This window comes from Mesorhizobium sp. WSM3879, from assembly GCF_002294915.1.
In the GTDB taxonomy this organism is placed as follows: domain Bacteria; phylum Pseudomonadota; class Alphaproteobacteria; order Rhizobiales; family Rhizobiaceae; genus Mesorhizobium.
This window is the reverse complement of the sequence record NZ_NSFZ01000008.1, coordinates 117,128-140,836: the sequence shown is the minus strand read 5'-3', so window position 1 is coordinate 140,836 and position 23,709 is coordinate 117,128. Positions and strand designations below refer to the sequence as shown.

General features: G+C 63.5%; 24 protein-coding genes. 15 read left to right on the top strand and 9 right to left on the bottom strand.

The features are described 5' to 3' along the window. Positions 1–108: 108 nt before the first annotated feature. Positions 109–579, bottom strand: coding sequence for an RDD family protein (locus CK218_RS19310; RefSeq protein WP_095828556.1), 471 nt, complete (start codon positions 577–579; stop codon positions 109–111). Positions 580–779: 200 nt separating this feature from the next. On the opposite strand from CK218_RS19310, the gene sthA reads away from it, so the two are divergent. Continuing rightward, positions 780–2,168: a Si-specific NAD(P)(+) transhydrogenase gene (sthA, locus tag CK218_RS19305; RefSeq protein ID WP_095828647.1), complete on the top strand. Its 1,389-nt coding sequence runs from the start codon at positions 780–782 to the stop codon at positions 2,166–2,168. Positions 2,169–2,193: 25 nt separating this feature from the next. Here the strand turns inward: sthA and CK218_RS19300 are convergent, their stop codons facing one another. After that, positions 2,194–2,856 (bottom strand): alpha/beta hydrolase, encoded by a 663-nt coding sequence (locus tag CK218_RS19300; RefSeq protein WP_095778626.1) that lies wholly within the window; start codon positions 2,854–2,856, stop codon positions 2,194–2,196. A gap of 203 nt (positions 2,857–3,059) precedes the next feature. On the opposite strand from CK218_RS19300, the gene opgC reads away from it, so the two are divergent. Then, on the top strand, positions 3,060–4,232 hold the full coding sequence (gene opgC, locus CK218_RS19295; RefSeq protein ID WP_095828555.1) for an OpgC domain-containing protein: 1,173 nt from the start codon (positions 3,060–3,062) through the stop codon (positions 4,230–4,232). A gap of 9 nt (positions 4,233–4,241) precedes the next feature. Here opgC and CK218_RS19290 read toward each other — a convergent pair whose 3' ends face one another. Beyond that, positions 4,242–5,321, bottom strand: coding sequence for a substrate-binding domain-containing protein (locus CK218_RS19290; protein WP_067000691.1), 1,080 nt, complete (start codon positions 5,319–5,321; stop codon positions 4,242–4,244). Between the two features lie 173 nt (positions 5,322–5,494). On the opposite strand from CK218_RS19290, the gene CK218_RS30665 reads away from it, so the two are divergent. After that, complete coding sequence (locus CK218_RS30665; RefSeq protein WP_095828554.1) at positions 5,495–5,638, top strand: hypothetical protein; 144 nt, start codon at positions 5,495–5,497, stop codon at positions 5,636–5,638. Between the two features lie 237 nt (positions 5,639–5,875). Here the strand turns inward: CK218_RS30665 and CK218_RS19275 are convergent, their stop codons facing one another. Together CK218_RS19275 and CK218_RS19270 are read right to left on the bottom strand one after the other, a co-directional pair. Further along, a complete protein-coding gene (locus CK218_RS19275) occupies positions 5,876–6,250 on the bottom strand; it encodes a DUF423 domain-containing protein (protein WP_095828553.1) in 375 nt (124 codons plus the stop codon). A 30-nt stretch (positions 6,251–6,280) separates the two neighbouring features. Next, entirely contained in the window at positions 6,281–7,525 is a 1,245-nt protein-coding gene (locus tag CK218_RS19270) for a multidrug efflux MFS transporter (RefSeq protein ID WP_095828552.1), read from the bottom strand. Positions 7,526–7,644: 119 nt separating this feature from the next. Here CK218_RS19270 and CK218_RS19265 point away from each other — a divergent pair, with 119 nt between their 5' ends. Together CK218_RS19265 and CK218_RS19260 are read left to right on the top strand one after the other, a co-directional pair. Then, positions 7,645–8,310, top strand: coding sequence for a GntR family transcriptional regulator (locus tag CK218_RS19265; RefSeq protein WP_067000700.1), 666 nt, complete (start codon positions 7,645–7,647; stop codon positions 8,308–8,310). Positions 8,311–8,424: 114 nt separating this feature from the next. Continuing rightward, on the top strand, positions 8,425–9,396 hold the full coding sequence (locus CK218_RS19260; RefSeq protein ID WP_095778632.1) for a glycosyl transferase family 90: 972 nt from the start codon (positions 8,425–8,427) through the stop codon (positions 9,394–9,396). A 39-nt stretch (positions 9,397–9,435) separates the two neighbouring features. Here the strand turns inward: CK218_RS19260 and CK218_RS19255 are convergent, their stop codons facing one another. Continuing rightward, on the bottom strand, positions 9,436–10,479 hold the full coding sequence (locus CK218_RS19255; protein WP_095828551.1) for an aldo/keto reductase: 1,044 nt from the start codon (positions 10,477–10,479) through the stop codon (positions 9,436–9,438). A gap of 265 nt (positions 10,480–10,744) precedes the next feature. Here CK218_RS19255 and ppk2 point away from each other — a divergent pair, with 265 nt between their 5' ends. Further along, positions 10,745–11,665 (top strand): polyphosphate kinase 2, encoded by a 921-nt coding sequence (gene ppk2 / locus CK218_RS19250; RefSeq protein ID WP_095828550.1) that lies wholly within the window; start codon positions 10,745–10,747, stop codon positions 11,663–11,665. 42 nt (positions 11,666–11,707) lie between these two features. On the opposite strand, the gene CK218_RS19245 is transcribed toward ppk2, so the two are convergent. The 3 genes from CK218_RS19245 to CK218_RS19235 form a co-directional block, all read right to left on the bottom strand. Further along, positions 11,708–12,355, bottom strand: a complete 648-nt coding sequence (locus tag CK218_RS19245; protein ID WP_095828549.1) for a dihydrofolate reductase family protein — start codon at positions 12,353–12,355, stop codon at positions 11,708–11,710. A 146-nt stretch (positions 12,356–12,501) separates the two neighbouring features. Beyond that, positions 12,502–13,533, bottom strand: coding sequence for a porphobilinogen synthase (gene hemB / locus CK218_RS19240; RefSeq protein WP_095783248.1), 1,032 nt, complete (start codon positions 13,531–13,533; stop codon positions 12,502–12,504). 181 nt (positions 13,534–13,714) lie between these two features. Continuing rightward, positions 13,715–14,530 (bottom strand): DUF2066 domain-containing protein, encoded by an 816-nt coding sequence (locus CK218_RS19235; protein ID WP_095828548.1) that lies wholly within the window; start codon positions 14,528–14,530, stop codon positions 13,715–13,717. Between the two features lie 167 nt (positions 14,531–14,697). On the opposite strand from CK218_RS19235, the gene CK218_RS19230 reads away from it, so the two are divergent. From CK218_RS19230 to nrdR, 9 genes are all read left to right on the top strand, one after another. Continuing rightward, positions 14,698–15,741 carry an enoyl-CoA hydratase/isomerase family protein gene (locus CK218_RS19230; RefSeq protein WP_067000717.1) on the top strand — a complete coding sequence of 348 codons (1,044 nt, stop codon included), beginning with the start codon at positions 14,698–14,700 and terminating at the stop codon, positions 15,739–15,741. Beyond that, on the top strand, positions 15,738–16,160 hold the full coding sequence (locus CK218_RS19225) for a DUF6163 family protein (protein ID WP_067000719.1): 423 nt from the start codon (positions 15,738–15,740) through the stop codon (positions 16,158–16,160). Before CK218_RS19230 ends, CK218_RS19225 begins: the two co-directional genes overlap by 4 nt. 239 nt (positions 16,161–16,399) lie before the next feature. Beyond that, positions 16,400–16,915 carry a winged helix DNA-binding protein gene (locus CK218_RS19220; RefSeq protein WP_067001002.1) on the top strand — a complete coding sequence of 172 codons (516 nt, stop codon included), beginning with the start codon at positions 16,400–16,402 and terminating at the stop codon, positions 16,913–16,915. A gap of 176 nt (positions 16,916–17,091) precedes the next feature. Beyond that, on the top strand, positions 17,092–17,544 hold the full coding sequence (locus CK218_RS19215) for a hypothetical protein (protein ID WP_095828646.1): 453 nt from the start codon (positions 17,092–17,094) through the stop codon (positions 17,542–17,544). Positions 17,545–17,879: 335 nt separating this feature from the next. Continuing rightward, positions 17,880–19,133, top strand: a complete 1,254-nt coding sequence (locus tag CK218_RS19210; protein ID WP_067000724.1) for a L,D-transpeptidase family protein — start codon at positions 17,880–17,882, stop codon at positions 19,131–19,133. Between the two features lie 138 nt (positions 19,134–19,271). Continuing rightward, positions 19,272–20,912, top strand: coding sequence for a Na+/H+ antiporter (locus CK218_RS19205; protein ID WP_095783250.1), 1,641 nt, complete (start codon positions 19,272–19,274; stop codon positions 20,910–20,912). A gap of 126 nt (positions 20,913–21,038) precedes the next feature. Next, positions 21,039–22,352 carry a serine hydroxymethyltransferase gene (gene glyA, locus CK218_RS19200; RefSeq protein ID WP_067330041.1) on the top strand — a complete coding sequence of 438 codons (1,314 nt, stop codon included), beginning with the start codon at positions 21,039–21,041 and terminating at the stop codon, positions 22,350–22,352. Between the two features lie 79 nt (positions 22,353–22,431). After that, positions 22,432–23,010, top strand: coding sequence for a hypothetical protein (locus CK218_RS19195; RefSeq protein WP_067330212.1), 579 nt, complete (start codon positions 22,432–22,434; stop codon positions 23,008–23,010). A 217-nt stretch (positions 23,011–23,227) separates the two neighbouring features. Continuing rightward, the gene (gene nrdR / locus CK218_RS19190; protein ID WP_059184872.1) at positions 23,228–23,707 is read left to right on the top strand and encodes a transcriptional regulator NrdR; all 480 of its coding nucleotides are present in this window, start codon (positions 23,228–23,230) and stop codon (positions 23,705–23,707) included. Positions 23,708–23,709 lie beyond the last annotated feature (2 nt).

Here is a 23,709-nt window from a genome sequence, read left to right as displayed (position 1 = left end):
ACCTTTGGCCCGGCCGGCGAAAAATTCAACAGGATTGTGCTGTCTCGGCCGGCCCAAGCTGTTCATAATCTAGCACAACCGGCGCGGCGAGGGCGGCCGCACATATCGTCAGCTATCGGTGCGGGTGACGACGGTGCCGAGAAGCAGGTCGTGCAGCGTGCGCTTGCGATCGGAAAACAGCGTGACCAGCAGCACCAGCGGCGTCAGGATGACGTTGCCGGCCCAGAACAGCACCGAATGCACGACGGCGGTCAGGCCGTCGATGCGCGTGCCGTCGAGCCTCTGAAGCCGGATGCCCATGATCTTCATGCCGGTTGTGGCCTGGTCGCGGCTGCCCAGCGTGTTCCAGATATAGAGGATGGCAACCGCCGGAAGCAGGACGGAGAACAGCGCCCAGCCCAGGCCGAAGGTCAAAAGCCCGAGTAGGGCGACCAATATGGCGAAGGGGATGGTGAGCAGCGCCACGAAGAAATAGTCGAGGATGAAGGCGAAGACGCGCCTAGTGCGCACGCCGCGGTAGGCGCGTGTATCCTCGAGCCTTGTGGTGATAATCTCGCCGTCCAGCACGCGCGTGTTCATGTGTCATGCCCTCGCAACAGACCAGAAATCAGTCTCGGCCATTCGCCACTGAAATGGTGAAAGCCGGTGGCGGAATCAAGATGGACTGCTCGTGACGCCCGCGCGGCAGGCTGTGGCGAGCGGCACTGCGGCGATTGAATTCATGGCGCGGATCGCGTTAGCCTGCTGCGGCGCAAAAAGACGCCGAGGGGATGGGGAATATGGACTACGACATGTTGGTCATCGGCAGCGGCCCCTCCGGGCGCCGCGCCGCGGTGCAGTCGGCCAAGCTCGGCAAGTCGGTTTTGGTCGTCGATAGGGGCCGGCGTCTCGGCGGCGTCTCCGTGCACACCGGCACCATTCCATCCAAGACGCTGCGCGAAACCGTGCTCAATCTCTCCGGCTGGCGCGAGCGCGGCTTCTACGGGCGCGGCTATCGGGTCAAGCAGGATATTTCGGTCAGCGACCTCGTCGAGCGCCTGCGCAAGACGCTCGATCACGAAGTCGAGGTGCTACAGCATCAGTTCATGCGCAACGCGGTCAAAAGCGCGCGGGCCACGGCCAAGTTCATCGGCGCCAACAAGGTCAGCCTGACCACCGACAAGGGCGACTACAGCGAGATCGGTTTCGCCAATGCGCTGATCGCCGTCGGCACCAGGCCGCACCGCCCGCGCGACGTGCCGTTCGACAAGACGCGCGTCTTCGACAGCGACGAGATGCTGGAACTCGACCGGTTGCCGCGCACGCTGACCGTCATCGGCGCCGGCGTCATCGGCGTCGAATACGCGACCATCTTTTCGGCGCTCGACGTGCCGGTGACGCTGGTCGAGCCGCGCAACACCATCCTCGATTTCGTTGATCGCGAAATCGTCGACGACTTCATCCATCAGATGCGCGACCGCGGCATGACCATTCGCCTCGGCAGCACGGTGAAGGAAATCGCCTCCAAGCCCGATCATGCCGAAGTGACGCTTGCCGATGGCCGTACCATTCGCTCCGAAATCGTGCTTTACGCTGCCGGCCGCAGCGGCAATCTTGGCAGCCTCGGGCTCGACGTGGTCGGCATCGAGGCCGACAGCCGCGGCCGCATCAAGGTCGATCCCCAGACATTTCAGACCAGCGCGCCCAATATCTATGCCACCGGCGACGTCATCGGGTTTCCGAGTCTGGCCTCGACCTCGATGGAGCAGGGCAGGGTGGCTGCCTGCCATGCCTTCGGCGTGGCGCTGCCACCGCCGCCGGAAACCTTCCCTTACGGGATCTACGCCGTGCCGGAAATCTCCACCGTCGGCCAATCGGAGGAGCAGGTGCGCGAGAGCGGGATCGCCTATGAGGTCGGCGTGGCGCGCTTCCGGGAAACCTCGCGCGGCCACATCATGGGCGTCAACTCAGGTTTCCTGAAGCTCCTGTTCTCGGTCGACACGCGCCGCCTGCTCGGCGCCCATATCGTCGGCGAGGGCGCGACCGAGCTCATCCATATCGGCCAGGCGGTGATCAATCTCGGCGGCACGGTCGACTTCTTCGTCAACAACACCTTCAACTATCCGACGCTGGCCGAAGCCTACAAGATCGCCGGGCTGGATGCCTGGAACCGGATGGGGCAGGGCTAGCCTCGGCAGCAGCGTCTATCTCTCGTCAGGCGGCCGGCGTCGAGGTCGCGGCAAGCCACTGCCGGGCGATCGCGGCATCCGCGGCGCCGAACTCGTGGCCGGAGGCGACGATGCGCGCATCGACCTCGGCACGGCGCTGGCTGAAGAGCGTCACCAAGGCTGGCGCGAACGGGCCGTAGGTCTGGTCGGCCGCGCCGGCGATGATCAGCACTCGCGTTGCGGCAAGGTCGGTCGCCGGCGCATCGTCGAGCACCGGCATCGCCCTGAGCAGCGCCGCCTGCCTGACGAGGCCCGGGTGAAGCAGCATCAGCGTGGAAACCAGATTGGCGCCGTTTGAGTAACCCAGGAAGGTCGCGCGAGTGAGATCAAGCTCGTGGTGCCGTGCGGCTTCCACCGCGAATTGGGCGAAAGCGGCCGTCTCCGCGCGGATGCTCGACTGCTCGAAGCTGGTCGGCGTGATTCGCTCGAACCAGCGAAAACCGTCCTCCTGGCGGATGCGGCCGCGTGCTGCGACAACCACCGCGCGCGGCGCGATCCGCCTCGCCAGCGGCAAAAGTGTCGCTTCGTCCACGCCCGATCCATGCAGCACGAAAAGGCATTCGCCGCTCGCATTTTCCGGTCTGATCAGACGATAGGAAAAGGGCAGATCACGCTGCAGCTCGCTGTTTTTGCTGTCATGTTCGGACATGATCAGATCCTTTTGATTCTACGGTGATTTCGCTGATTTGCCGGCTTCAAAACGGAATGTTTTCAAGCTCCGCGAAAGTTGATTGAACCCGGCGCATTTCGGGCCGTTTCTGCGCCGATACACTCCCGAACGGGAGGAATCGAAGCGGTGCGTCGGGGGTCGCATTGCTGGACATGAAACACCAGCTCTGAGGCCTTTTGTCGATGACCATCCCCGTTTCTCAACGCGATACGCGTATCGATGTGCTGCGCGCGCTCGCCTTGCTCACCATTTTCGTCGACCACGTGCCGGGTACCGTCTTCGAAAACCTGACCTACAAGAACCTCGGCTTTTCCGATGCGGCAGAGGCCTTCGTTTTGATCTCCGGCATCTCGGTGGCGCTCGCCTATGGCACCAAGTTCAAGCCGGGGGGCAGGCTGCTGGCGACCCTCAAGATGTGGCGGCGCGCCGGCGTGCTCTACGTCACCCACATCGTCATCACCATGCTGGTGATCGCCCTGTTCTCCGCCACGGCTGTGTTCGCCCACCGCCCGGAGCTGTTGAAGATGATCAACATCGAGCCGCTGATGGAGAACACGCCGGAGGTGCTTTTCGGCATCGTCACGCTCGGCCATCAGCTCGGCTACAACAACATCCTGCCGGTCTATGCGGCGCTGCTTCTGGCGGCGCCGGCCTTCGTTCTGTTCGTCAGCTACAGGCCCGTGGCGGCACTGACCGTATCCGGACTGCTGTGGCTGGTCGCCGGCATCTGGCAGATCGCGCCGCCGAATTATCCCGAGCCGGGTCTCTGGTTCTTGAACCCGCTGTCCTGGCAGTTCCTGTTCAACATCGGCCTTGCCGCCATGCTGCATGTCAGGCGCGGCGGCACCATCCCCGTAAACCGGTGGCTGGTGGGTTTCGCCGGCATCTATGTGGTGGGCGCGGCGATCTGGGTGCACAGCCCACTCTGGGGGCAGATCACCTGGTTCAATCTGCCGGTGGTGATCGGCGGCTTCGACAAGACCTTCCTGTCGCTGGCACGGCTGCTGCATATCCTGGCCGTCAGTTATTTGATCGTCGCCCTGCCGGCCGTGTCGAACCTTTTCCGCGCCAAGCCTGACAATCCGCTGGCGATCCTCGGCAAGCGCTCGCTGCCCGTTTTCGTTGCCGGAACGCTGATCGCCATGGCCGCTCAGGTGCTGAGGCTGATCAATCCGGGCGGCCTCGCCTATGACACGCTGCTGATCGCTGCCGGCATCGCCATGCAGTTCGCGCTGGCGCTCTATCTCGAATGGCTCGCCGGTCTCGGCCCGACCCGCATCAAGCCGGCGCGTGCGGAGCCGGCGCGCACCGGGTTCGCTGCGCCGCCCATGCCGGCGCGGGTCGGCGGATATTGAGATGTGGTTCTAGGATATGGGAGCAGGGCCCGTTGAGGCCCTGACGACGAGCTCAACGCCCATCGTCTCGCGCCGCACCGCGCCGTCATAGTCGAGGATCATGCGCGCGGCCCGCCGGCCGATCTCGGTGATCGGCTGCGCGATCGTGGTCAGCGGCGGGTCGCAGAGCGCGCCGTCGGGCACGCCGTCGAAGCCGACAACGGAAACGTCTTCCGGCACTTTCAGACCGCGCGCAGTCAGCCAGTCGATGGCGATCATGGCCATCCTGTCCGACATTGCCAGGATAGCGGTCGGCCGCTCGCCGCCGGCAAAGATCGCTTCGAGCCCGGCCCAGGTGCTCCTTTGCTCGTTCTCGGTCTCGAAGACCGGGATGCTCTTCGTGTCGACACCGAAGCCGGACAGTTCCTCGAAATAGCCGGCCAGACGATCGCGCGTTCCCGTGTAGACGGCCGAGCGGACCATTTCGGGCGTGACGAAGCCGGTGCGGTCATCGCCGAGAGTAAGCGACAGCACGGCGAAACGGCGATGTCCGAGTTCGGCAAGATGCCGCGCGGCGAGCCGTCCGCCGGCGATGTTGTCGACGCCGATGGCCGAGATCGTCTCGTCGTGAAAGCCGAGCTCCAACGCCACGAAGGGCAGCCTGCGTTCGCGCGTCAGCTCGACGAGACGCGAGCCGCCTTCGATGCAGAACAGGATGAAACCGTCGACAAGCGCGCTCTGGATGTTCCAGGCGAGCTTCTCCTGGTTGGCCGCCGAAACCAATGCGATGCCGGCGCCGGTGGCGTCGCAGGCCTCGGAAATGCCGGCCATCATGACGCGCGCGAAGGGATCCTCGAAGAAGTAGGAAAGGGGCTCGGTCGTGCCGACGCCGATGGCATTGACCTTGCCGGCGCGCAGCAGGCGGCCTTTCGGATCAGGCCCGGCGTAACCCATCGCCTCCGCCACCGCCCTGACCCGCTCGCGCACCTCGGCGCGCACGACCTCCGGGCGACTGAAGACATTGGAGGCCGTCCCATGCGAGACGCCCGCCGCCTTGGCAATATCCGCCAGCCGGATGGGGCGTGCCTGGCCTTCGATGAGTGATGCCATGTCTGTTCTCCGAATCCGGTCGCATGTCGAACATGGACGCGGAATGTCCGACGGTCCACTTACCATTTTTGTTGGATCGATTCAAATTTCTCCTTGACTTCGGCGGTGCAGGGCTTATGATTGAATCGATCCAAGTCACCTGACATGAAGCAAGATACGAGAAGGAGGGTGCCATGCATCCGGTCAACTTTTTGTTCGAGGACGTCTACCGCAACGATTGGGGCATTGCTTCGGCCGCGCAGAGTGAGCGGCGCCGCGGCAAGGCAGGCCCGTGGAAGCGTCAGCCCCGCTTCATCGTGGAGCGCAAGCGCGCCTGAGCAGCAGTCTTTTTCGCGTCGATCGGTTGGATCGATTCAATTGAAGGAACCAAGCCATGCATCCCATCAGCCATCTTTTCGAGGACATCTATCGCAACTATTGGGGCATCTCGCCGGCAACCGACCGGCCGGAAGCCGGCGCACGGCGGAGCCGGCGTCGCGCCAGCGGCGCCTGCGTCGGGGAGGGCGGTAGTCGCGGCCCATTTTCCGACGAGCCTCAGCAATGGCAAGGCGGATCTAGGACCCTGGGCGCCACAGCGCCGAGACCGCAATCGCCAGCCAGCCGACGATAAGCAGCGTGCCGCCGATCGGCGCCGACATCGGAAACAGTCGCGAACCGAGGAAATCCCGGGCGAGAAGATCGACCGAGAACAGCAGCAGGCCGACAAGGAGCGCCAGGCTTGCGATCCGGAGATACCGGCTGCCGCCGATAAGGCCGATGGCGAGGAAGACCGGCGCATGCATCAGCAGGAAGGATGCGGCCGTGCCGGTGAAGGCGCCGCCGCGATGCGCGGCCGCCGCCGACAGCGCCACCCCTGCCGCGCCGACGAGACCGCCTGCCAGTACGAGGATGCGGCTGCCGCCGTCTGATGGTTGCCCGGCAAGACTCATTTCGATGCTCCGTCTTCGATCGCGCGCGGCTCAGGATTCGCCGGCCTCGAGCAGCATATGCCGTGCGCGCCGCGTCTGGACAATCCAGTTATAGACCGCCCCCAGCGCCATCAGCACCGATGTGCCCAAGAACACCGCCCGCATGCCGAAATGGCCGCCGACGAAGCCTCCGGCGAGCGGTCCCGCGACCTGGCCGACATACTGCGCCGAGATCGATAGTCCGAGCACATTGCCGCCGACGCCGTCGGGGATGTTGTGACGGATGACGCTGGTGATGCAGGGCAGGAGGCCGCCCAGCGCCAGCCCCATCAGGAAGCGCAACCCGATCAGCTGCCAGCCGTCGATGACGAAAGCTTGCGGGACAAGCAGCAGGGCCGAAACGGCGAGCGCGCCGACGACCACGTTCCAGTGGCCGACCCGATCGGCAAGCTTGCCCAGCCACGACGAGGACAGGATGGTTCCAAGCGCGGCCGCCGACATCACCACGCCCGCGACCATCGTCACCTTGTTCTGGTCCACCACGAGCTGCTGCACATAGACCGTGATGATCGGCTCGATCGACATGGTTGCAAAGGCGAGCAGCATGCCGGTCGTCAGCATCGCGACGACCGGACGCTTGTCGGGGATCTGTGCCCAGCCGCTCTTCGGCTTTGCCGACGAGACAGCTTTGGGAGCCGGCGGGTTTTCCTTGATCAGGAAAGTCGTGGCCAGGAAAGCGAGAAAGATGACAGCGCCCGACAACAGGAAGGTGGCGCGGATGCCGATCAGCGGCGGCAGCATGCCACCAAGCAGCGGTCCGACCAGCGAGCCGGCCGTGATGCCGGCCGACAGCACGCCGAGCGCCCAGCCGGAGCGCTCCTTTGGCGTCTGCATCGCCACCAATATCGTCGATCCCGAGGAGTAGCCGCCGGCAAAGCCGATCAGGAGCCTCAGCAACACCAATTGCCAGACGCTTTCGACCATACCGGTCAGCGACATGCAGATCGCCATGCCGAACGAGGCGCGCACCAGCATCAGCTTGCGGCCGTAAAGGTCGCCGAGCCGCCCCCACAGAGGGGCGACCAGCGCCGCGGCAAAGAAGGTGGCACCGTAAGCAACTCCTGACCATTGCACGATTGCCGCGTGCCCTTTGGCACCCAGCTGTTCGACATAAAGCGGCAGGAACGGCAACAGCAGCGTCATGGCAATCAGCGTGCTGAACGAGCCGGCGAAGCAGACGGCGAGATTGCGTCGCCAATGGATATTGTAGCCGCTCTGGGTGCTGTTTTCTGCCATGTCATGCCTACTTGGTTGTCCGGGATTGTTCCGGATACCATTTTGGGATACCAGATCGGTATCCGTCATGAACCTCAACCCCGCCGCTGTCAATGCGGCGCCGAAGAGCGGAACGACAAATGTCGCAAATGCAGAATGTCGAAAGGCAGCTTCGCGAAATGATCCTCGGGCTCGAGATCGGCCCGGGCGAGCGGCTGACCGAGCGTTGGATCGAAAGCCGCTTCGGCGCCTCCCGCACCCCGGTCAGGGCGGCGCTGCTGCGCCTCGAGACCGAAGGGCTGATCGCTCGTGACGGCCGCGGCTGGACGGTGGCGCCGATCAATCTCGCCGAGCTCGGCCAGATCGCCGTCTACCGCGAGGCGGTCGAGGTGGCGGCGGTGCGGTTGACGGCGTCGCTGGAAGATCGCAGCGGGATCGAGGTGATCGCGGCGATGCTCGATTCCTGCGACGCCGGTACGCCGCGCGAGGAATGGCACCGCGTTGGTCTGGATTTTCACATCGAGCTGGCCAGGCTTTCCGGCAATGAATTCCTGCTTAGGGGAGTCCGCGATGCAATGACCAGGCTCTCCCGCGCGCGTTGGCTGGAAGTGCGCGACGAGGCGGCGCTTGGCCGCGCCTGGGCCGAGCACCACGCCATCCTGGCTGCCGTGCGAAAGGGTGACGCCGAAAAGGCGGCACGGCTGCTCTCGGCCCACATCGCCGGCAGCCGCGACCGCCTGGTGACTTCGCTGCATGACGACCGGCGCGGCCTGCGCGCCAGGGGCTTTGCCGTCGTCGCTGCCTGATCCTCGCCCATCGTCGAATATTAGAACTTCAACAAGTTCGTCAGCTTGGGCGGGCTTGCAAGATGTTCGGCACAATGCTGTAGGAGGCGACGGACATCTTTAAACGACGGACGCATGGCCTCGCCCTTACGCACCGCAGCGCGGGTATTTTATTTCATACGCAACATCACGCGCGATGTGGCGCCGCAGGCTCTCTTTCGCCAGCGGCTTGCGCGCCGGCTGGACCAGGCGAGGCTCTCCAGCAAAACGGTCCGTGATCGGGTCAACTACTACAACCGGCTCGACCATAGCTTCGTGCCGAGCGCGGCGGCCGTGCCGGCCAGTCAAATACCCAAGTTCGGGAGTATGTACTATTACGACCTGAAGGAGTTCGCCCGCTACTTCGATCGCCACCTGCTCATCGATCTCGAGTTCGGCGACGTCGTCGACGTTCCGGCGGTGCCGTCAATCGTCAAGGACCGGCCGATCCGTAACGACAACGGCAACGCCGTGATCATGAAGCTCGACAAGTTCCGCCATTTCAACATGCCAAAGGACAATCTGTCCTTCGCCGACAAGCGCCCGATGGCGGTCTGGCGCGGTCATTTCAACAATCCGATCCGCAAACGGTTTGTCGATGCCGTGCGCGACCTGCCATCTTGCGATGCCGGCTCGCCCAAGCCAAGCGCCCCGGAGAACTATCGCAAGCCGTATCTCACGATCGCGCAGCAGCGGCAGTTCCGCTACATCGTCTCGCTCGAAGGCAATGACGTGGCGACGAACCTCAAGTGGATCATGAGCTCGAATTCGCTCTGCCTGATGCCGCCGCCGACCTACGAAACCTGGTTCGCCGAGGCTGAGCTCGAGGCCGATGTCCACTACGTGCCTCTGGCGTCGGATTTTTCGGACGTCGCCGACAAGATCGCCTATTTCGAAAAGCACCCGGCGGAAGCCCAACGCATCATAACGGCGGCCAACGCCTATTGCCGCCGGTTCAGCAACGAAAAGGACGAGCGGGCGGTATCGCTGCTCGTCCTCTACAAATATTTCGTGCTCAGCGGCCAGATCGAACCCGACCCGGAGGTCTGGCGTTTTATCGCCGGCTGACCTCCGCGCGTTTTCGGGCGCGGAGCACGGCGCGAATTCTCAGATATCGCTGCGGTCGAGCACCAGGTCGGCGGGGCCGAACCGGTTCTTGGCGGTGAGCTGCTGGTGCCAGTAGGGATAAAGCACCGGCGGCCGGCTGACGTCGTCGAGGCGCAGGCGCTCGTCCAGGGACAGCGTCAGGCTGGCCGCGGCGAGGTTGTCCTTGAGCTGGGCTTCGTTGCGGGCGCCGATCACCAGCGAAGAAACGGCCGGGCGGCCGAGCAGCCAGGCAAGCGCCACCTGTGCCGCCGAAACGCCGCGCGCCTTGCCGATTTCGACCAGAACGTCGACGATCCGCCACAACCTGTCCTCGTCGCGGATCGGCGGTTCGGACCAGCCGCCAAGCTGGCGGGCCGTCGGGCTGTCGCGGCGGTATTTGCCCGACAGCAGGCCGCCGGCCAGCGGGCTCCACACCAGCACGCCAAGACCCTGGTCGACCGAGATCGGCAGCAACTCGTACTCCGCCTCGCGCGCTTCAAGCGTGTAGTGGATCTGCTGCGTGACGAAGCGCGGCTGATGATGGCTGTCGCTGATCGAGAGCGCCTTCATCACCTGCCAGCCCGAATAATTGGAACAGCCGACATAACGGACCTTGCCCTGGCTGACCAAAGTGTCGAACGCAGCGATCGTTTCCTCCAGCGGCGTGACCCCATCCCACTCATGCAGGAAATAGATGTCGATGACGTCGGTCTTGAGCCGCTTCAGGCTCCGCTCGCATTCCCGGATCAGGTGATGGCGCGACAGGCCTTCGTCGTTGGGGCCGTTTCCGATCCGCATGCGCGCCTTGGAGGCGATGAGCACATCGTTCTTGCGCTTGCCGCCGAGCGCCTCGCCGACGATCTCCTCCGACAGGCCGTTCGAATACACGTTGGCGGTGTCGATGAGATTGATGCCGGCATCGATGCAGGTATCAACGATGCGGCTCGCCTCCGAGAGATCGGATTTGCCGACGGCGGCGAACGGGCCCGTCCCGCCGAAGGTCATCGTGCCAAGGGTCAATGTCGAAACCTTCAGTCCGGAACGGCCAAGCGTGCGGTATTCCATGTCAGGTCCTTGCGATTTGTTTTGAAGAGGCGCGCCGTCGCGGGCGCCGGAAGACGCGAGGTGTATTTGTAGGACAATTCGGGCGGCTTGTCGCCCCGCCATCGATACGGGCCGATCACATATCGGCTGGTCCAGCGTTGCCGGCTCCTGCTCGCAATAAAACCGTCATTGCGCGTCTGTATCTCAGTCGGCTTACGGAGTTGTGCTTCCGGCCGCGGCCGGAGCGCATCCGAGGCGAAAGTGGCTGACAGGCAGGAGCTGCGCAATGAACGAGGTCAAGACGAATTCCGGAGCCAAGGATTGGCTGGAAGCCGAACTCGAGGACACGCTCGACGAGGACTACGAGCTGGAGATTTCCGAACCCGCGCTCTCGCTCGAGATCGCCAGGATCTACAAGAAGTCGCATCCGCCCTCCATCGAGCGAATTACCTATTTCCGCGAGCTGCTGCGGCTGCAGTCGGAGCTCATCAAGCTGCAGTCCTGGGTTGCCTACCACAAGAAGAAGCTGGTGGTGATCTTCGAGGGACGCGACTCGGCCGGCAAGGGCGGCGTCATCAAGCGCATCACCCAGCGCCTCAACCCGCGCATATGCCGCGTCGTCGCGCTGCCTGCGCCGACCGAGCGTGAAAGATCGCAATGGTATTTCCAGCGCTACGTGCCGCATCTGCCGGCGGGCGGCGAGATCGTGCTGTTCGACCGCTCCTGGTACAACCGATCGGGCGTCGAGCGGGTGATGGGCTTTGCTAATGCGGATCAGGTCGAAGACTTTTTCCGCGACGTGCCGGAATTCGAACGCATGCTGGTGCGCTCCGGCATCACGCTGGTGAAATACTGGTTCTCGATTACCGACGAGGAGCAGCAGATGCGCTTTTTGATGCGCATCCACGATCCGATGAAGCAGTGGAAGCTGTCGCCGATGGACCTGCAGTCGCGCGTGCGCTGGGAACAATACACCAAAGCCAAGGAAGAGACCTTCGCCCGTACCAACATCAAGGAAGCACCCTGGTTCATTGTCGAAGGCAACGACAAGAAGCGGGCCCGACTGAACTGCATCGATCACCTGCTGCAGCAAATGCCTTACGAAGACGTGCCGCATGAGGAGATCACGCTGCCGGAGCGCGTCTTCAACCCGTCCTACGAGCGCCAGGTGCTGCCGCGCGAGCTTTATGTGCCGGCGAAGTATTGAGCACTTCGCCATTTCCCACAGAGGAAGAAGGGGGAGCCGAGCTTACGCCCGCCCGATCATCACATGCGTCGCGTCGGCGGTCGCGACCTGGCTGGTGCAGCGGTAGCCGAGCTTCGGCATGTCCAGTCCAGCGAAAAGATGCTCGCCGGAGCCGAGCAGGATTGGCGAGATCGCGAGATGCATCTCGTCGATCAGGCTTTCCTTCAGATATTGCCGGATCGTGGCAACGCCGCCGCCGACCCGCACATCCTTGTCCTTGGCGGCCGCCTTTGCCTGTTCGAGCGCCGAATGGATGCCGTCGGTGACGAAGTAAAACGTCGTGCCGCCTTCCATTAAGATCGGCGCCCGCTTGTGATGGGTGAGCACGAAGACCGGCACGTGATAGGGCGGGTTGTCGCCCCACCAGCCTTTCCAGCTCTCGTCCGGCCATTCGCCGCGGACCGGCCCGAACATGTTGCGGCCGAGGATCCAGGCGCCGACATTCTCGAAACTGCGCACGGCGAAGCTGTCGTCGATGCCCTTGGTCCCGCCCTCTTTGCCGATCACCATCTCACGAAAGGTGCGCGTGCCGATCATCCATTTATGCAGTCCTTCGCCGCCGACGCCGAGCGGGTTTTCGAGAGTCTGATCGGGGCCGGCGCCGTAGCCGTCCAGCGACAGGGTAAAAGCGTTGACGCGCAGCTTTGACATGATCGCCTCGTGAACTAGTTGTATTTTGCAAGCAGTCATGGGGTAACTTAACTGGTTGCATAATGCAAGCGGAATTTTCCGGCGAGCGATCGTCTCGTCGGGCGGCGCCCAGGTGACGCTGCGAGAATTTAAGATTTCGCCTGGGCCTAGCCCCTCAGCATCTCCGCTACGGTCGGCGCGAAATAGGTGAGGACGCCGTCGCAGCCGGCTCGCTTGAGGGCGAGAAGCGATTCCACCATCGCCTTTTCGCCGTCGATCCAGCCATTGGCGCTGGCCGCCTTGATCATCGAATATTCGCCCGACACCTGGTAGGCGAAGGTCGGCATCTGGAACTCGTCCTTCAGCCGCCGGATGATGTCGAGATAGGGCAGCCCCGGCTTCACCATCAGCATGTCGGCGCCTTCGGCCAGATCCTGCTCGGCCTCGCGCACGGCTTCATCGGAATTCGCGTGGTCGATATAATAGGTCTTCTTGTCGCCCTTGAGCAGGCCGGCGGTGCCGACTGCCTCGCGATAGGGGCCGTAGAAGGCCGAGGCGAATTTCGTCGCATAGGACATGATCGCCACGTCCTGGAAGCCGTTGGCGTCCAGCGCGTCGCGGATCGCGCCGATGCGGCCGTCCATCATGTCGGACGGCGCGATGATGTCCGCCCCGGCGGCTGCCTGGATGACGGCCGCGGCCGTGACCTGCTCGACGGTTTCGTCGTTGACGATGATGCCGTCGCGCAGGATGCCGTCATGGCCATGGCTGGTGAACGGATCGAGCGCCGCGTCGGTGATGATGCCGATCTCCGGCACCGCATCCTTGATGGCGCGGGTGGCCCGGTTGATGACATTGTCGGGATCGAGGATATGCGAGCCCGTCTGGTCGCGCAGCGAAACCTCGATGTTGGGAAAAGTCGCGATCGCCGGGATGCCGAGCTTGGCGGCGCGCTCCGCTTCCTTCACCGCGAGGTCGACCGACAGGCGGTAGACGTCCGGCATGGCGGCGATCGGCTCGCGCACATTTTTACCCTCGACGACGAAGATCGGCCAGATCAGATCGTTCACCGAGAGCTGGTTTTCCTGCACCAGCCGGCGCGACCAGTCGGCCTTGCGCATGCGCCGCAGCCTGCGGCTGCCTGTGATCTCGTCGACGCTGCGGGCGCCGGCAGGCTTTGCGGGGGTGAACTTGTTCATCGCCAGAACTCTGTTGTCGTCCCGGCTTTTACCATGCGCCCCTGCCGCTGACCAATGCGACACGATTGTGCCAGTTGCTTCCGTGAAGAACGGGGAGAGGCGATCGCCGGCGCTGGAGCACTTCCCTTCTCCCTTGACGGGGAGAAGGTGCCGGCAGGCGGATGAGCGGCAGCGCCGACGTTTACGGCTGTCCATTCCCCGACAGAATCTGTGCCGCGCCCTTCACAGCCACGCGAAAAGCCTCGTCGAAGCTGACGCCACGCACCTGCCATTGATAGGTCTTGCCGTGTTCGGCCAGCCGCCAGTCGGCGATCCAGCCCAATTCCTTGTCGTTCCACACGATGCTGCCGGCGAGCGCCCGGTCGGCACCCGCCTGCCGGGCGAGCTGGTCGAGCTTTGCCATATCGGCAGTGCGCAGCGCCTTGTCGTCGAGGCCGGCGAGCTGGTTAGCCTCTGGAAAGCTGACATGCACCGAGAGCGGCGCCGTGGCATTGGCAAAGGATTCGCGCATTGACTCGCCGCGATCCTCGTCGGCCGTCAGCACGAAATGTTGCGCCCCTTGCTCGGCCGTTATGAAGACGGCAATCAGCGGCCGCTCGCCCTGCCATGGCCTGCTGCCGAGCTGCGCCAGGAGCTTGTCGACCACTGTGGGCTTGTAGAGGCAGGTGAGGTCGTGCGGCCGGTCATGCGTGCCTTGCTCGTCATGGATCGGAACGCCTTCCAGCCGGTCGCGGTAGCGGAAGGATTGGACGAAGTCAGCCGCCTTATTGCGCAGCGCCAGCATCTCCGGCTTCTGCGTCAGCCGCTGATCGCCTGAAACCTTGACCAGCACCTTGTCCAGGCAATCCCTGAAGCCGATCTCGCGATTAGGCTCGCCGGTGCCGGTGACGATCGTCTGCGCCAGGTAGAGTTCGGAGGCTGCCTCGGCGGCGGCCGGCGCAACTCCCAGAAAGAGGAGACCTGCCAATCCAGCAACGAGACGAGAAACCCCAGCCATGTCGATTAGCTCGAAATCTGTCGCGCCGCCTACGCGCGACACTTTGCCGGTTACCTAACACCGGAAGCGGCTGGCCGCCAGCGCGGCGATGCTGCCATTGACGCATCCCTATGCCGCCTTTAGCACTTCAATCCCTCTGGAAGGGCGGAGAGGAGGATTCTCTGGCGATGGATTTTGGCGGAGGCGACGAGATTCGCTTCGAGCGTCTAGGCAAGGCGGGCGTCGTCACACTGACGCGGCCGCAGGCGCTCAATGCCGTCACCCATCGCATGGTCAAGGCGCTTGGCAAGGCGCTTGACGCCTGGGAGGGCGATGCCGGCGTCGCCGTCGTCGTCGTCAAGGCTGAGGGCAGGGCGTTTTCCGCCGGTGGCGATATTCTGCACATTTACGAGGCGGGCCGCGCCGGCAAGCCGCCGGTCGACTTCTTCGCCGACGAGTATCGTCTCAATGCCCGCATCGCCCGCTTCAGGAAACCCTATGTCGCGCTGATCGACGGCATCGTCATGGGCGGCGGGGTCGGCATTTCCTTCCACGGCTCGCACCGCGTGCTGACCGAGAACGCGCAATTCGCCATGCCGGAAGTCGGCATCGGCTTCTTCCCCGATGTTGGCGCCAGCCATTTGCTGCCCGATCTCGGCGGCAGCTTCGGCATGTATCTGGGGCTGACAGGAAACCGCATCCGCTATGGTGATGCACTGTGGTCGGGCCTCGCCACCCACACGATCAAGGCCGAGGACCAGGCGGGGCTGCTTGACGAGCTGGCCACAAGCGGCGACGCGAACGCGGAGTTGCGCGATTTCTTCACACCCGCAAGACGCGAGACCGAGCGGCAGGATCTGGAATCGATCGCCCGCCATTTCTCGCAACCCTCGCTCGCCGCTATCGTCGCCAGCCTGGAGCGGGCATCCGCCACCGACGCTTTCGGCGACAAGACGCTGGCAACGATCAGGACGCGTTCGCCGACCAGCCTCAACGTCGCCTGGCGCGAGATCAGCGCCGGGTCGACGCTGTCGATGGACGAGTGCATGAAGATGGAGTTCCGCATCCTCAACCGCATGCTGGCCGGCCACGACTTTTATGAAGGCATCCGCGCCGCCATCATCGACAAGGGTTCGAAGCCGGAATGGCGGCCCGCCAGCCTCGATGCGGTGAGCGCAGCCGATGTCGACGCGTATTTCGCGCCGCTCGGGGCCGGGGAGCTGGAGCTGTGAGCGAGGTCACCTCCAGGCGCGTGGTGCTGCAGCCCTCGACCACCGAGATCATCTTCGCCTGGTTCCAGCGGGTCATTGCCGGCTACTGCCTGCTGTTCGGTGTCCTCTACTGGGTCCGGCTGATCGGCATCTATCCGGGCGAGCTCTGGCGCTTCGATCTGATGCCGGTGCACTGGCAGGTGGCCGCGGCCACGCTTGCCGTTTTCTTTCCTTTCGCCGCCGCGGGCCTTTGGATGCTTGCCTCCTGGGGGCCAGTGATCTGGTTCATCTGCGCGGCGACCGAGACCGTCATGTATGCCGGTTTTCCCAATCTCTTCGGCCACCGGATCCTGATCGTCGTCTCACATGCCTGCGTGGCGCTGCTCTACATCGTCTTCCGCGTGGTCATCTGGCTGCAGAAGCGCCAGCTCAGGCAATAGCTTGCCGGGCGGCGTAAGGAACCTAGATACGGGGTCGGCGACTGCCCCAAAACCCTTGGCTAAATCTTTAGGTTAATTGTTCTTGCTCGTATGACCGTTCGTTAAGCCTCTTTCGAAACCTCTTACCGGTAAGCTCTTGTTAGCCCTGGCGTTTAAGTCGAATTTTATGAGTATTCGATAGTGTCGCGATCAAGGTGAAGAACAAAAAATCACCGGGCGACAAACGAGAGGCAAAGACAATGATCAATTCGCGTCCGGCGGCGAAGACCGCCAACGTTTCCGACGATCGCCGCGAGGCGATCCGTTCGCTGTACATGGAATCGCTGCAGCTGGTGGAGCGTCTGCATCGCCGTCTGCTTGACGTGATCAAGGACGAGTTCGACCGCAACGGCCGCTCCGACATCAACGCCATCCAGGCGCTTTTGCTCTTCAACATCGGCAATTCGGAGCTGACCGCCGGCGAGCTGCGCTCGCGCGGTTATTATCTCGGCTCGAACGTCTCCTACAATCTGAAGAAGCTGGTCGACCTCGGCTTCATCAACCACCAGCGCTCGCGCATCGACCGCCGCTCGGTCCGCGTCTCGCTGACGCCGAAGGGCAACGAGGTGGCCGAGGTCGTCGCCGGCCTCTACGAGCGCCATGTCGGCTCGATCGAGGCCGTGGGCGGCATCAACACCGACGAGTTCAAGCAGATGAACCGCGCGCTCCAGCGTCTGGATCGCTTCTGGAACGACACGATCGCTTACCGGATGTAAGCGGATTCGAAATCTGAGACGATCGAAGTCGCGCCGAAGAAGCGCGGCCGGAGGAAACAATCAGGGCCGGTGCCGACAGGTGCCGGTTCTTGTCTTTTGCGAAAGCGCGCTGCAGCAGGGCGCTTGACCGCTGAGCAGCGCGCGTGGAAGCTCTGCAGGCAAAAGAGGAGGGCCTCATGCGTCATATCCTGCTTGCGATTTGCGCTGTGATCCTTGTTTCACCGGCCGCTGCCCGGACCCTCGGTTATGGCTCCAAGGCCGGAATGGAGGTTACGGTCGTCAAGAAATCCGGCATCAACACCTCGCATGCCAGCATCCTGACCAAACATACGAGGCAGAACGCCATCGGATCCTGCCGCGACTATGTCGGTGAGGTGACCGAGGATTGCATCGCTAAGGAAATGAAAACGCCCTTGCATCTGGAGATCACAGCGGACTGCAAGAGCGGAAAATTCACCACCTTTTACGGCGCCAACATGCTGTTCCAGGGGCGCAGCCCCGCCGGAAGCGAGACGGATTATCAGATCACCGACACCGACGAGAACGTGGTGCTCGATGGCTCGGGGGCCTCGGGCTACGACTACACGCTGGAGCAGTTCAAAGCCCTCTGCCCGAACCGGGTGAAATAGGGGCAAACCGAGGATGACGGCGGGCATCTGGTGAACCCGCCGCTATCGGCGATGCCAAAATGCCTCGGTCCCATTTTTTGATCATCTTGCCGGATGCAAATCGCGGGCCAAGGTCACGTTGCCGCCATAATCGCAGTGAAAGCGAGAATGCGGGTGATGCTGCGGGCCGAGGCCCTGCGCTTCCTGGAGCAGGTGTCGTGGTCCTACGTTTTCACGCCCTGCTGACGCAAGTCATGGTTGGCTAATTGTTAAGATTGCCGACCCTAGAGTGCGGGCAACCCGCCAGTAGAGCGAACTGAGCGAGATTAGATATAGCTAAAATGTCTGGAACATCCATGAGAACCAGCCGCCGTTTCTTCCTGACCGGAGCCTCTGCGCTCGCCGCCGCCGTCGTCGCCGGCCATGCCAGCGCGCAGGATGTGATCGGCGACATTCTGAAATCCTCGACCCGCGGCAATTGGGACGACCAGTTCGACGCTCGTGCCAGCGAGACCGGCAAGGTTGCCTCGACGCTGCCGATCTTCAGCCTGCAGACCGTAGCCTTCACCGAGCAGGCGGTGGCGCAGTACCAGGGCATTGTCGGCCAGGGCGGCTGGGAGCAGGTTCCGGCAACCAAGAAATTGCAGCTCGGCGTCGACGATCCGGATGTCGTGCCGCTGCGCAAGCGGCTGATGGTCTCGGGCGACCTGTCGCAGAGCGCCGGCATTTCGACGGCGTTCGATTCCTATGTCGACTCGGCGGTCAAGCGCTTCCAGCTCCGTCACGGCCTGCCGGCTGACGGCTCCATGGGCAAATACACTTATTCGGCGATGAACGTGCCGGCGCCGATCCGGCTTGGCCAGCTGCAGACCAATCTGCAGCGGCTGCGCGAGAAGGCGGGCACGCTCGGCGACCGCTATGTGCTGGTCGATATTCCGGCCGCGCAGGTGGAAGCCGTTGAGAACGACCGCGTCGTGCTGCGCCACACCGCGATCGTCGGCAAGATCGACCGCCAGACGCCGATCGTGAATTCCAAGATCAACGAGATCATCGTCAATCCTTACTGGAACGCGCCGGTCTCGATCGTGCGCAAGGACATCATTCCGCTGATGCGGAAGGACCCGAACTACCTCAAGGACAGCCACATCCGGCTGTTCGCGCCTGACGGAAGCGAGGTCGATCCCATGACCGTCGACTGGTCGACGGACGATGCCGCCAAGTACCGCTTCCGCCAGGATCCCGGCGCCGGCAACGCCATGGCCTCGGTCAAGATCAACTTCCCGAGCCCGGACGGCGTCTACATGCACGACACGCCGCAGCAGAGCCTGTTCGGCAAGCTGATGCGCTTCGACTCTTCCGGCTGCGTGCGCGTCCAGAATGTGCGCGACCTCGTCACCTGGATCCTGCGTGATACGCCCGGCTGGGATCGCCAGCATTTCGAGGCGGCGATCAAGACTGGCGAGAATACGCCGGTTCAGGTGGTCAACCCGGTGCCGGTCCACTTCCTGTATCTGTCGGCATGGTCGACCGGACCCGGCGTCGTGCAGTTCCGCGACGACATTTACGGCCTCGACGGCAACAGCGAGCTGCAGATTACTTCTGCGCTGTAACCGATTGATATAAATCACGAAAAGGCCGCTCTTGGAGCGGCTTTTTTGTTTGCATGTCCCAAACAGTGCGCAGCGGTTTTGGCAGAGCGACATGCGTCGAAAAGTGAGACTTAAAGCGCGAGCAGCTGGAATAGCATCATGGACGTCGCCGTCTTCATTCTCGTCGTGCTTGCTTTCGTGGCGCTTTCCGGCGCTCTCGTGCGGCTGGTGCGGGTGCCGCTCCCCGTGCTGCAGATTGCGATCGGCGCCGCGCTTGCCTGGCCGGCCAAGGGACTGCATGTCGAGATCGATCCGGAACTCTTCCTGCTGGTGTTCATTCCGCCGCTTCTGTTCGGTGATGCCTTCGCGACGCCGAAACGGGAGCTGATCGAGCTGCGCCGGCCGATCCTCGATCTCGCCATCGGACTTGTCTTCTTCACCATCGTCGGCTTCGGGTATGCTCTGCACTGGCTGGTGCCAAGCATCCCGCTGGCGGTTGCGTTCGCTTTGGCCGCCGTGCTGTCACCGACCGATGCCGTTGCCGTGTCCTCGATTGTCGACCGCAATGTCGTTCCGGCTCGGCTGATGCACATATTGGAAGGCGAATCCCTGCTCAATGATGCCTCCGGCCTGGTCATGTTCCGCTTTGCCGTTGCGGCGGCGCTGACCGGCAGCTTTTCGTTCGCCGCCGCCTCGTTGAGCTTTCTTTACGCCGTGGCGGCCGGCATCCTCGCGGGCATTGCGGCGTTGTTCGTCGCCGCCAAGGCGCTGCAGGTGCTTGGCCGCATCGGCGGCACTCCGGCGGGGGCGCAGGTGCTGGTGATGGTTCTGCTGCCCTTCGTCGCCTATCTGATTGCCGAGCATGTCGGCGCTTCGGGCATCCTGGCCGCGGTCACCGCCGGCCTGGTTACGGGCACCTCCGGCATTTTCCGCCATCTCTCGGTCTCGGCGCGGATTCAGGCGATGTCGCTATGGTCGATGCTGACCTTCGTCTTCAACGGCGCTCTCTTCATCCTGCTCGGCCTGCAGCTTCCTGACATCATCCGCAGGGTCCCGCCGGAGCTCACCAGCCGGCACTGGCTGTTCGAGCCGGTGCTGACCGTGCTCATTTTGACGCTCTGCGTGATCGGCCTGCGCTTCCTCTGGATCTGGATCGGCGACATGGCATCGATGATCGCCGCGCGGCTCGGCAAGCGCAAGGCAGAGCCCTTTGGTTTCCGCGTCAGGCTTGCCGGATCGGTGGCCGGTGTGCGCGGCGCGATCACGCTTGCCGGCATCCTGTCGCTGCCGCTCGCGCTGCAGGATGGCTCGCCCTTTCCAGCGCGAGACGTGGTGATCTTCCTCGCCGCCGGCGTCATCATCTGTTCGCTGGTCATCGCCAGCCTTGCGTTGCCGAGGATCGCCCGCGGGCTGGTCGAGCCAGGCGAGGATCCGGGTGCGGCCGAGGAGCGGCGGGCGCGTGCGGGCGCCGCCAAGGCCGCCATCGCCAAGATCGAGCGCCTCGCCAGCGAGGGCGGCGAAGGCGAGGCGGCCGAGGCCCGGCTCGCGGTCGCCGACAGCATCGTTGCCGGCTACCGGCGCCGCATCGCGGCTTCCGACGAGGCCGAAGAGGCGCGCGCCGAGGCGCGCGAATCCGGGCGGCTGGAGCTTGAGCTCAGGCACGCCGGCATCGAGGCGGAGCGCGCCGCCGTGCGCGCCATGTTCCGCACCCGCCAGATCAACGACCACACGATGCGGGCGCTGCTTTCCGAGATCACTTTGACAGAAGCGCTGCTCAAAAGCCGGCGCGACCGGAAATAGTGTTCAGCCGATTTGCTTGGCGCAATCCGGCCAGCAAATTTCGCGCCGCAAACGTGGCGGGCTCCAAACAACTGTGTTAATGGCGCGGCGACCTCGCAGACCTCCGGCCCCAAGGGAAAGCAAGCCATGTCAAATGCCGCGGCAGCCGCCAACAAATTCGAATCCTTCTTCGAGACCACGCTTGCCGACGCCGATCCGGAAATTTTCGGCGCCATCCGCAACGAGCTTGGCCGCCAGCGCCATGAGATCGAACTGATAGCCTCGGAAAACATTGTGTCCCGCGCCGTGCTCGAGGCGCAGGGGTCGATCATGACCAACAAATATGCCGAGGGTTATCCGGGCAAGCGCTATTACGGCGGCTGCCAGTTCGTCGACGTAGCCGAAGAACTCGCCATCGAACGCGCCAAGAAGCTTTTCGGCTGCAACTTCGCCAATGTCCAGCCGAACTCCGGCAGCCAGATGAACCAGGCCGTCTTCCTGGCGCTTCTGCAGCCCGGCGACACATTCATGGGCCTCGATTTGAACTCCGGCGGCCATCTCACGCATGGCTCGCCGGTCAACATGAGCGGCAAATGGTTCAAGGTCGTTTCATATGGCGTGCGCAAGGACGACCACCTGCTCGACATGGACGCGATCGAGAAGACCGCACATGAGACGAAGCCGAAGCTGATCCTGGCCGGCGGCACCGCCTATTCGCGCATCTGGGACTGGAAGCGTTTCCGCGAGATTGCCGATTCGATCGGCGCCTATCTGATGGTCGATATGGCGCATATCGCCGGTCTGGTCGCCGGCGGTATGCATCCGTCGCCGCTGCCTTATGCGCATGTCGTGACCACGACCACGCACAAGTCGCTGCGCGGGCCGCGCGGCGGCATGATCCTCTGCAACGACGAGGAGATCGCCAAGAAGATGAACTCGGCGGTCTTCCCAGGCCTCCAGGGCGGCCCGCTGATGCATGTCGTCGCGGCCAAGGCGGTGGCGCTCGGCGAGGCGCTGAAGCCGAGCTTCAAAGCCTATGCCGAGAGCATCGTCGCCAACGCCAAGGCGCTGGCTTCGAGCCTGCAGGAAACTGGCCTCGACATCGTGTCGGGCGGCACCGACAACCATCTGATGCTGGTCGACCTGCGCCCGAAGAACGCCACCGGCAAGCGCGCCGAGGCGGCTCTCGGCCGCGCCAACATCACCTGCAACAAGAACGGCATCCCCTTCGACCCCGAAAAGCCGTTCGTCACCTCCGGCGTCCGTCTCGGCACGCCGGCCGGCACCACGCGCGGCTTCGGCCAGGCCGAGTTCCGCGAGATCGGCAAGCTGATCGCCGAGGTGCTGGACGGGCTGAAGGCGGCGAATTCCGACGAGGGCAATGCGGCAGTCGAGGCCGCGGTCAAGGCCAAGGTCACGGCGTTGACGGATCGCTTCCCGCTCTATCCTTATCTCGGTTGACCGGAAGCCGCGCGTCATCTTTTATCCGCCGGCAGTGCGCCGTCCTGATTGGGCGGCGTCGCGAACTGGAGACTTGATGATGCGCATTTTCCATCTTGCCGCCTTGGCCCTGGTCGGCTCGCTGGCCGGTTTCGCCGTGTCCGGCGCGGCCGGGCAGGAGCAGGCGCAGCCAGAACCGGCCACAAACACCTTCGGCAGATGGACCACGATCATCGACACGCTCGACACCGGGCAGGATGCGCACAAGACCTGCGCGGCCTCCGCAGCTTTCGTCGATGGCATCGGCAATGCTGGCACGCTAACGCTGTCGATCTCGACCGGCGACGCGCTGCCGCCGGATGCCTATCCCGCGATCATGATCGCCGTCGACAACAAGGACCTGCCGACCGGCAAGGACATCGCGGCGACCTTCGGCGACCCCGGCATCAAGGTTTCCGCGAAAGTCTATTCGAATGCCGTCGGCGGTCGTCCCAGCTGGACGGTCGACAACCAGGCGAAGACAAGTCTCGCTCTGCTGCGCGCCATGCGCAAAGTCACCTCGCTCGATGTTGTTTTTGGCAAGCAGACCGTCGCCAGCATTCCGATGGACGGCTTCACCAAGGCCTACCGCAACCTCGGCACGTCCTGCGGATTCCCGACCAAGGACGTCGCGCCCTGAACCGACCGGGCACGACAGGGGCAGGGCGCTGGCAATCTTTCTCGCGCCTCGCTATCTCTGAGAAATGAAAGGCTCTAAGCCTTCCGCTCACCAGAGCGAGATGACGCTTCCTTGAATCGCCATCTCGCTCTAAGATTTTGTTTTTGAAGCATGATCTTCTCCGAAGAGTCTGCAACTTTTCGGGATCATGCTCTGAATCGCAAACCCAAGGCTCTCCATGCGCTGCCCCTATTGCCAGTCCGAAGATACGCAGGTGAAGGATTCGCGTCCCGCCGAGGATGGCGCGGCGATCCGCAGGCGCCGCGTCTGTCCGGACTGCGGCGGCCGCTTCACCACCTTCGAGCGCGTGCAACTGCGCGATCTCGTCGTCATCAAGAAGTCCGGCCGCAAGGTGCCGTTCGACCGCGACAAGCTGCTGCGCTCGGTCGAGATCGCGGTGCGCAAGCGCAATGTCGACCCCGAGCGGATCGATCGCGCCGTGACCGGCATCGTGCGCCAGCTCGAAAGCTCCGGCGAGACGGAAGTGGCCTCCGGCGAGGTCGGTCGGCTCGTCATGGAAGCGCTGAAATCGCTCGACGACGTCGCCTATGTCCGCTTCGCTTCGGTCTATCGCAATTTCCGTGAAGCCAAGGATTTCCACGAGTTGCTGGGCGAACTGAAGGGCGACGAAGAAAAGACCGAAGAGGACGCCGGCTGATC

Excerpts from the sequence above, each read along its gene's own strand:
- CK218_RS19310 (WP_095828556.1), bottom strand. The coding sequence starts at position 579 with ATGAACACGCGCGTGCTGGACGGCGAGATTATCACCACAAGGCTCGAG.
- sthA (WP_095828647.1), top strand. The coding sequence starts at position 780 with ATGGACTACGACATGTTGGTCATCGGCAGCGGCCCCTCCGGGCGCCGC.
- CK218_RS19300 (WP_095778626.1), bottom strand. The coding sequence starts at position 2,856 with ATGTCCGAACATGACAGCAAAAACAGCGAGCTGCAGCGTGATCTGCCC.
- opgC (WP_095828555.1), top strand. The coding sequence starts at position 3,060 with ATGACCATCCCCGTTTCTCAACGCGATACGCGTATCGATGTGCTGCGC.
- CK218_RS19290 (WP_067000691.1), bottom strand. The coding sequence starts at position 5,321 with ATGGCATCACTCATCGAAGGCCAGGCACGCCCCATCCGGCTGGCGGAT.
- CK218_RS30665 (WP_095828554.1), top strand. The coding sequence starts at position 5,495 with ATGCATCCGGTCAACTTTTTGTTCGAGGACGTCTACCGCAACGATTGG.
- CK218_RS19275 (WP_095828553.1), bottom strand. The coding sequence starts at position 6,250 with ATGAGTCTTGCCGGGCAACCATCAGACGGCGGCAGCCGCATCCTCGTA.
- CK218_RS19270 (WP_095828552.1), bottom strand. The coding sequence starts at position 7,525 with ATGGCAGAAAACAGCACCCAGAGCGGCTACAATATCCATTGGCGACGC.
- CK218_RS19265 (WP_067000700.1), top strand. The coding sequence starts at position 7,645 with ATGTCGCAAATGCAGAATGTCGAAAGGCAGCTTCGCGAAATGATCCTC.
- CK218_RS19260 (WP_095778632.1), top strand. The coding sequence starts at position 8,425 with ATGGCCTCGCCCTTACGCACCGCAGCGCGGGTATTTTATTTCATACGC.
- CK218_RS19255 (WP_095828551.1), bottom strand. The coding sequence starts at position 10,479 with ATGGAATACCGCACGCTTGGCCGTTCCGGACTGAAGGTTTCGACATTG.
- ppk2 (WP_095828550.1), top strand. The coding sequence starts at position 10,745 with ATGAACGAGGTCAAGACGAATTCCGGAGCCAAGGATTGGCTGGAAGCC.
- CK218_RS19245 (WP_095828549.1), bottom strand. The coding sequence starts at position 12,355 with ATGTCAAAGCTGCGCGTCAACGCTTTTACCCTGTCGCTGGACGGCTAC.
- hemB (WP_095783248.1), bottom strand. The coding sequence starts at position 13,533 with ATGAACAAGTTCACCCCCGCAAAGCCTGCCGGCGCCCGCAGCGTCGAC.
- CK218_RS19235 (WP_095828548.1), bottom strand. The coding sequence starts at position 14,530 with ATGGCTGGGGTTTCTCGTCTCGTTGCTGGATTGGCAGGTCTCCTCTTT.
- CK218_RS19230 (WP_067000717.1), top strand. The coding sequence starts at position 14,698 with ATGGATTTTGGCGGAGGCGACGAGATTCGCTTCGAGCGTCTAGGCAAG.
- CK218_RS19220 (WP_067001002.1), top strand. The coding sequence starts at position 16,400 with ATGATCAATTCGCGTCCGGCGGCGAAGACCGCCAACGTTTCCGACGAT.
- CK218_RS19215 (WP_095828646.1), top strand. The coding sequence starts at position 17,092 with ATGCGTCATATCCTGCTTGCGATTTGCGCTGTGATCCTTGTTTCACCG.
- CK218_RS19210 (WP_067000724.1), top strand. The coding sequence starts at position 17,880 with ATGAGAACCAGCCGCCGTTTCTTCCTGACCGGAGCCTCTGCGCTCGCC.
- CK218_RS19205 (WP_095783250.1), top strand. The coding sequence starts at position 19,272 with ATGGACGTCGCCGTCTTCATTCTCGTCGTGCTTGCTTTCGTGGCGCTT.
- glyA (WP_067330041.1), top strand. The coding sequence starts at position 21,039 with ATGTCAAATGCCGCGGCAGCCGCCAACAAATTCGAATCCTTCTTCGAG.
- CK218_RS19195 (WP_067330212.1), top strand. The coding sequence starts at position 22,432 with ATGCGCATTTTCCATCTTGCCGCCTTGGCCCTGGTCGGCTCGCTGGCC.
- nrdR (WP_059184872.1), top strand. The coding sequence starts at position 23,228 with ATGCGCTGCCCCTATTGCCAGTCCGAAGATACGCAGGTGAAGGATTCG.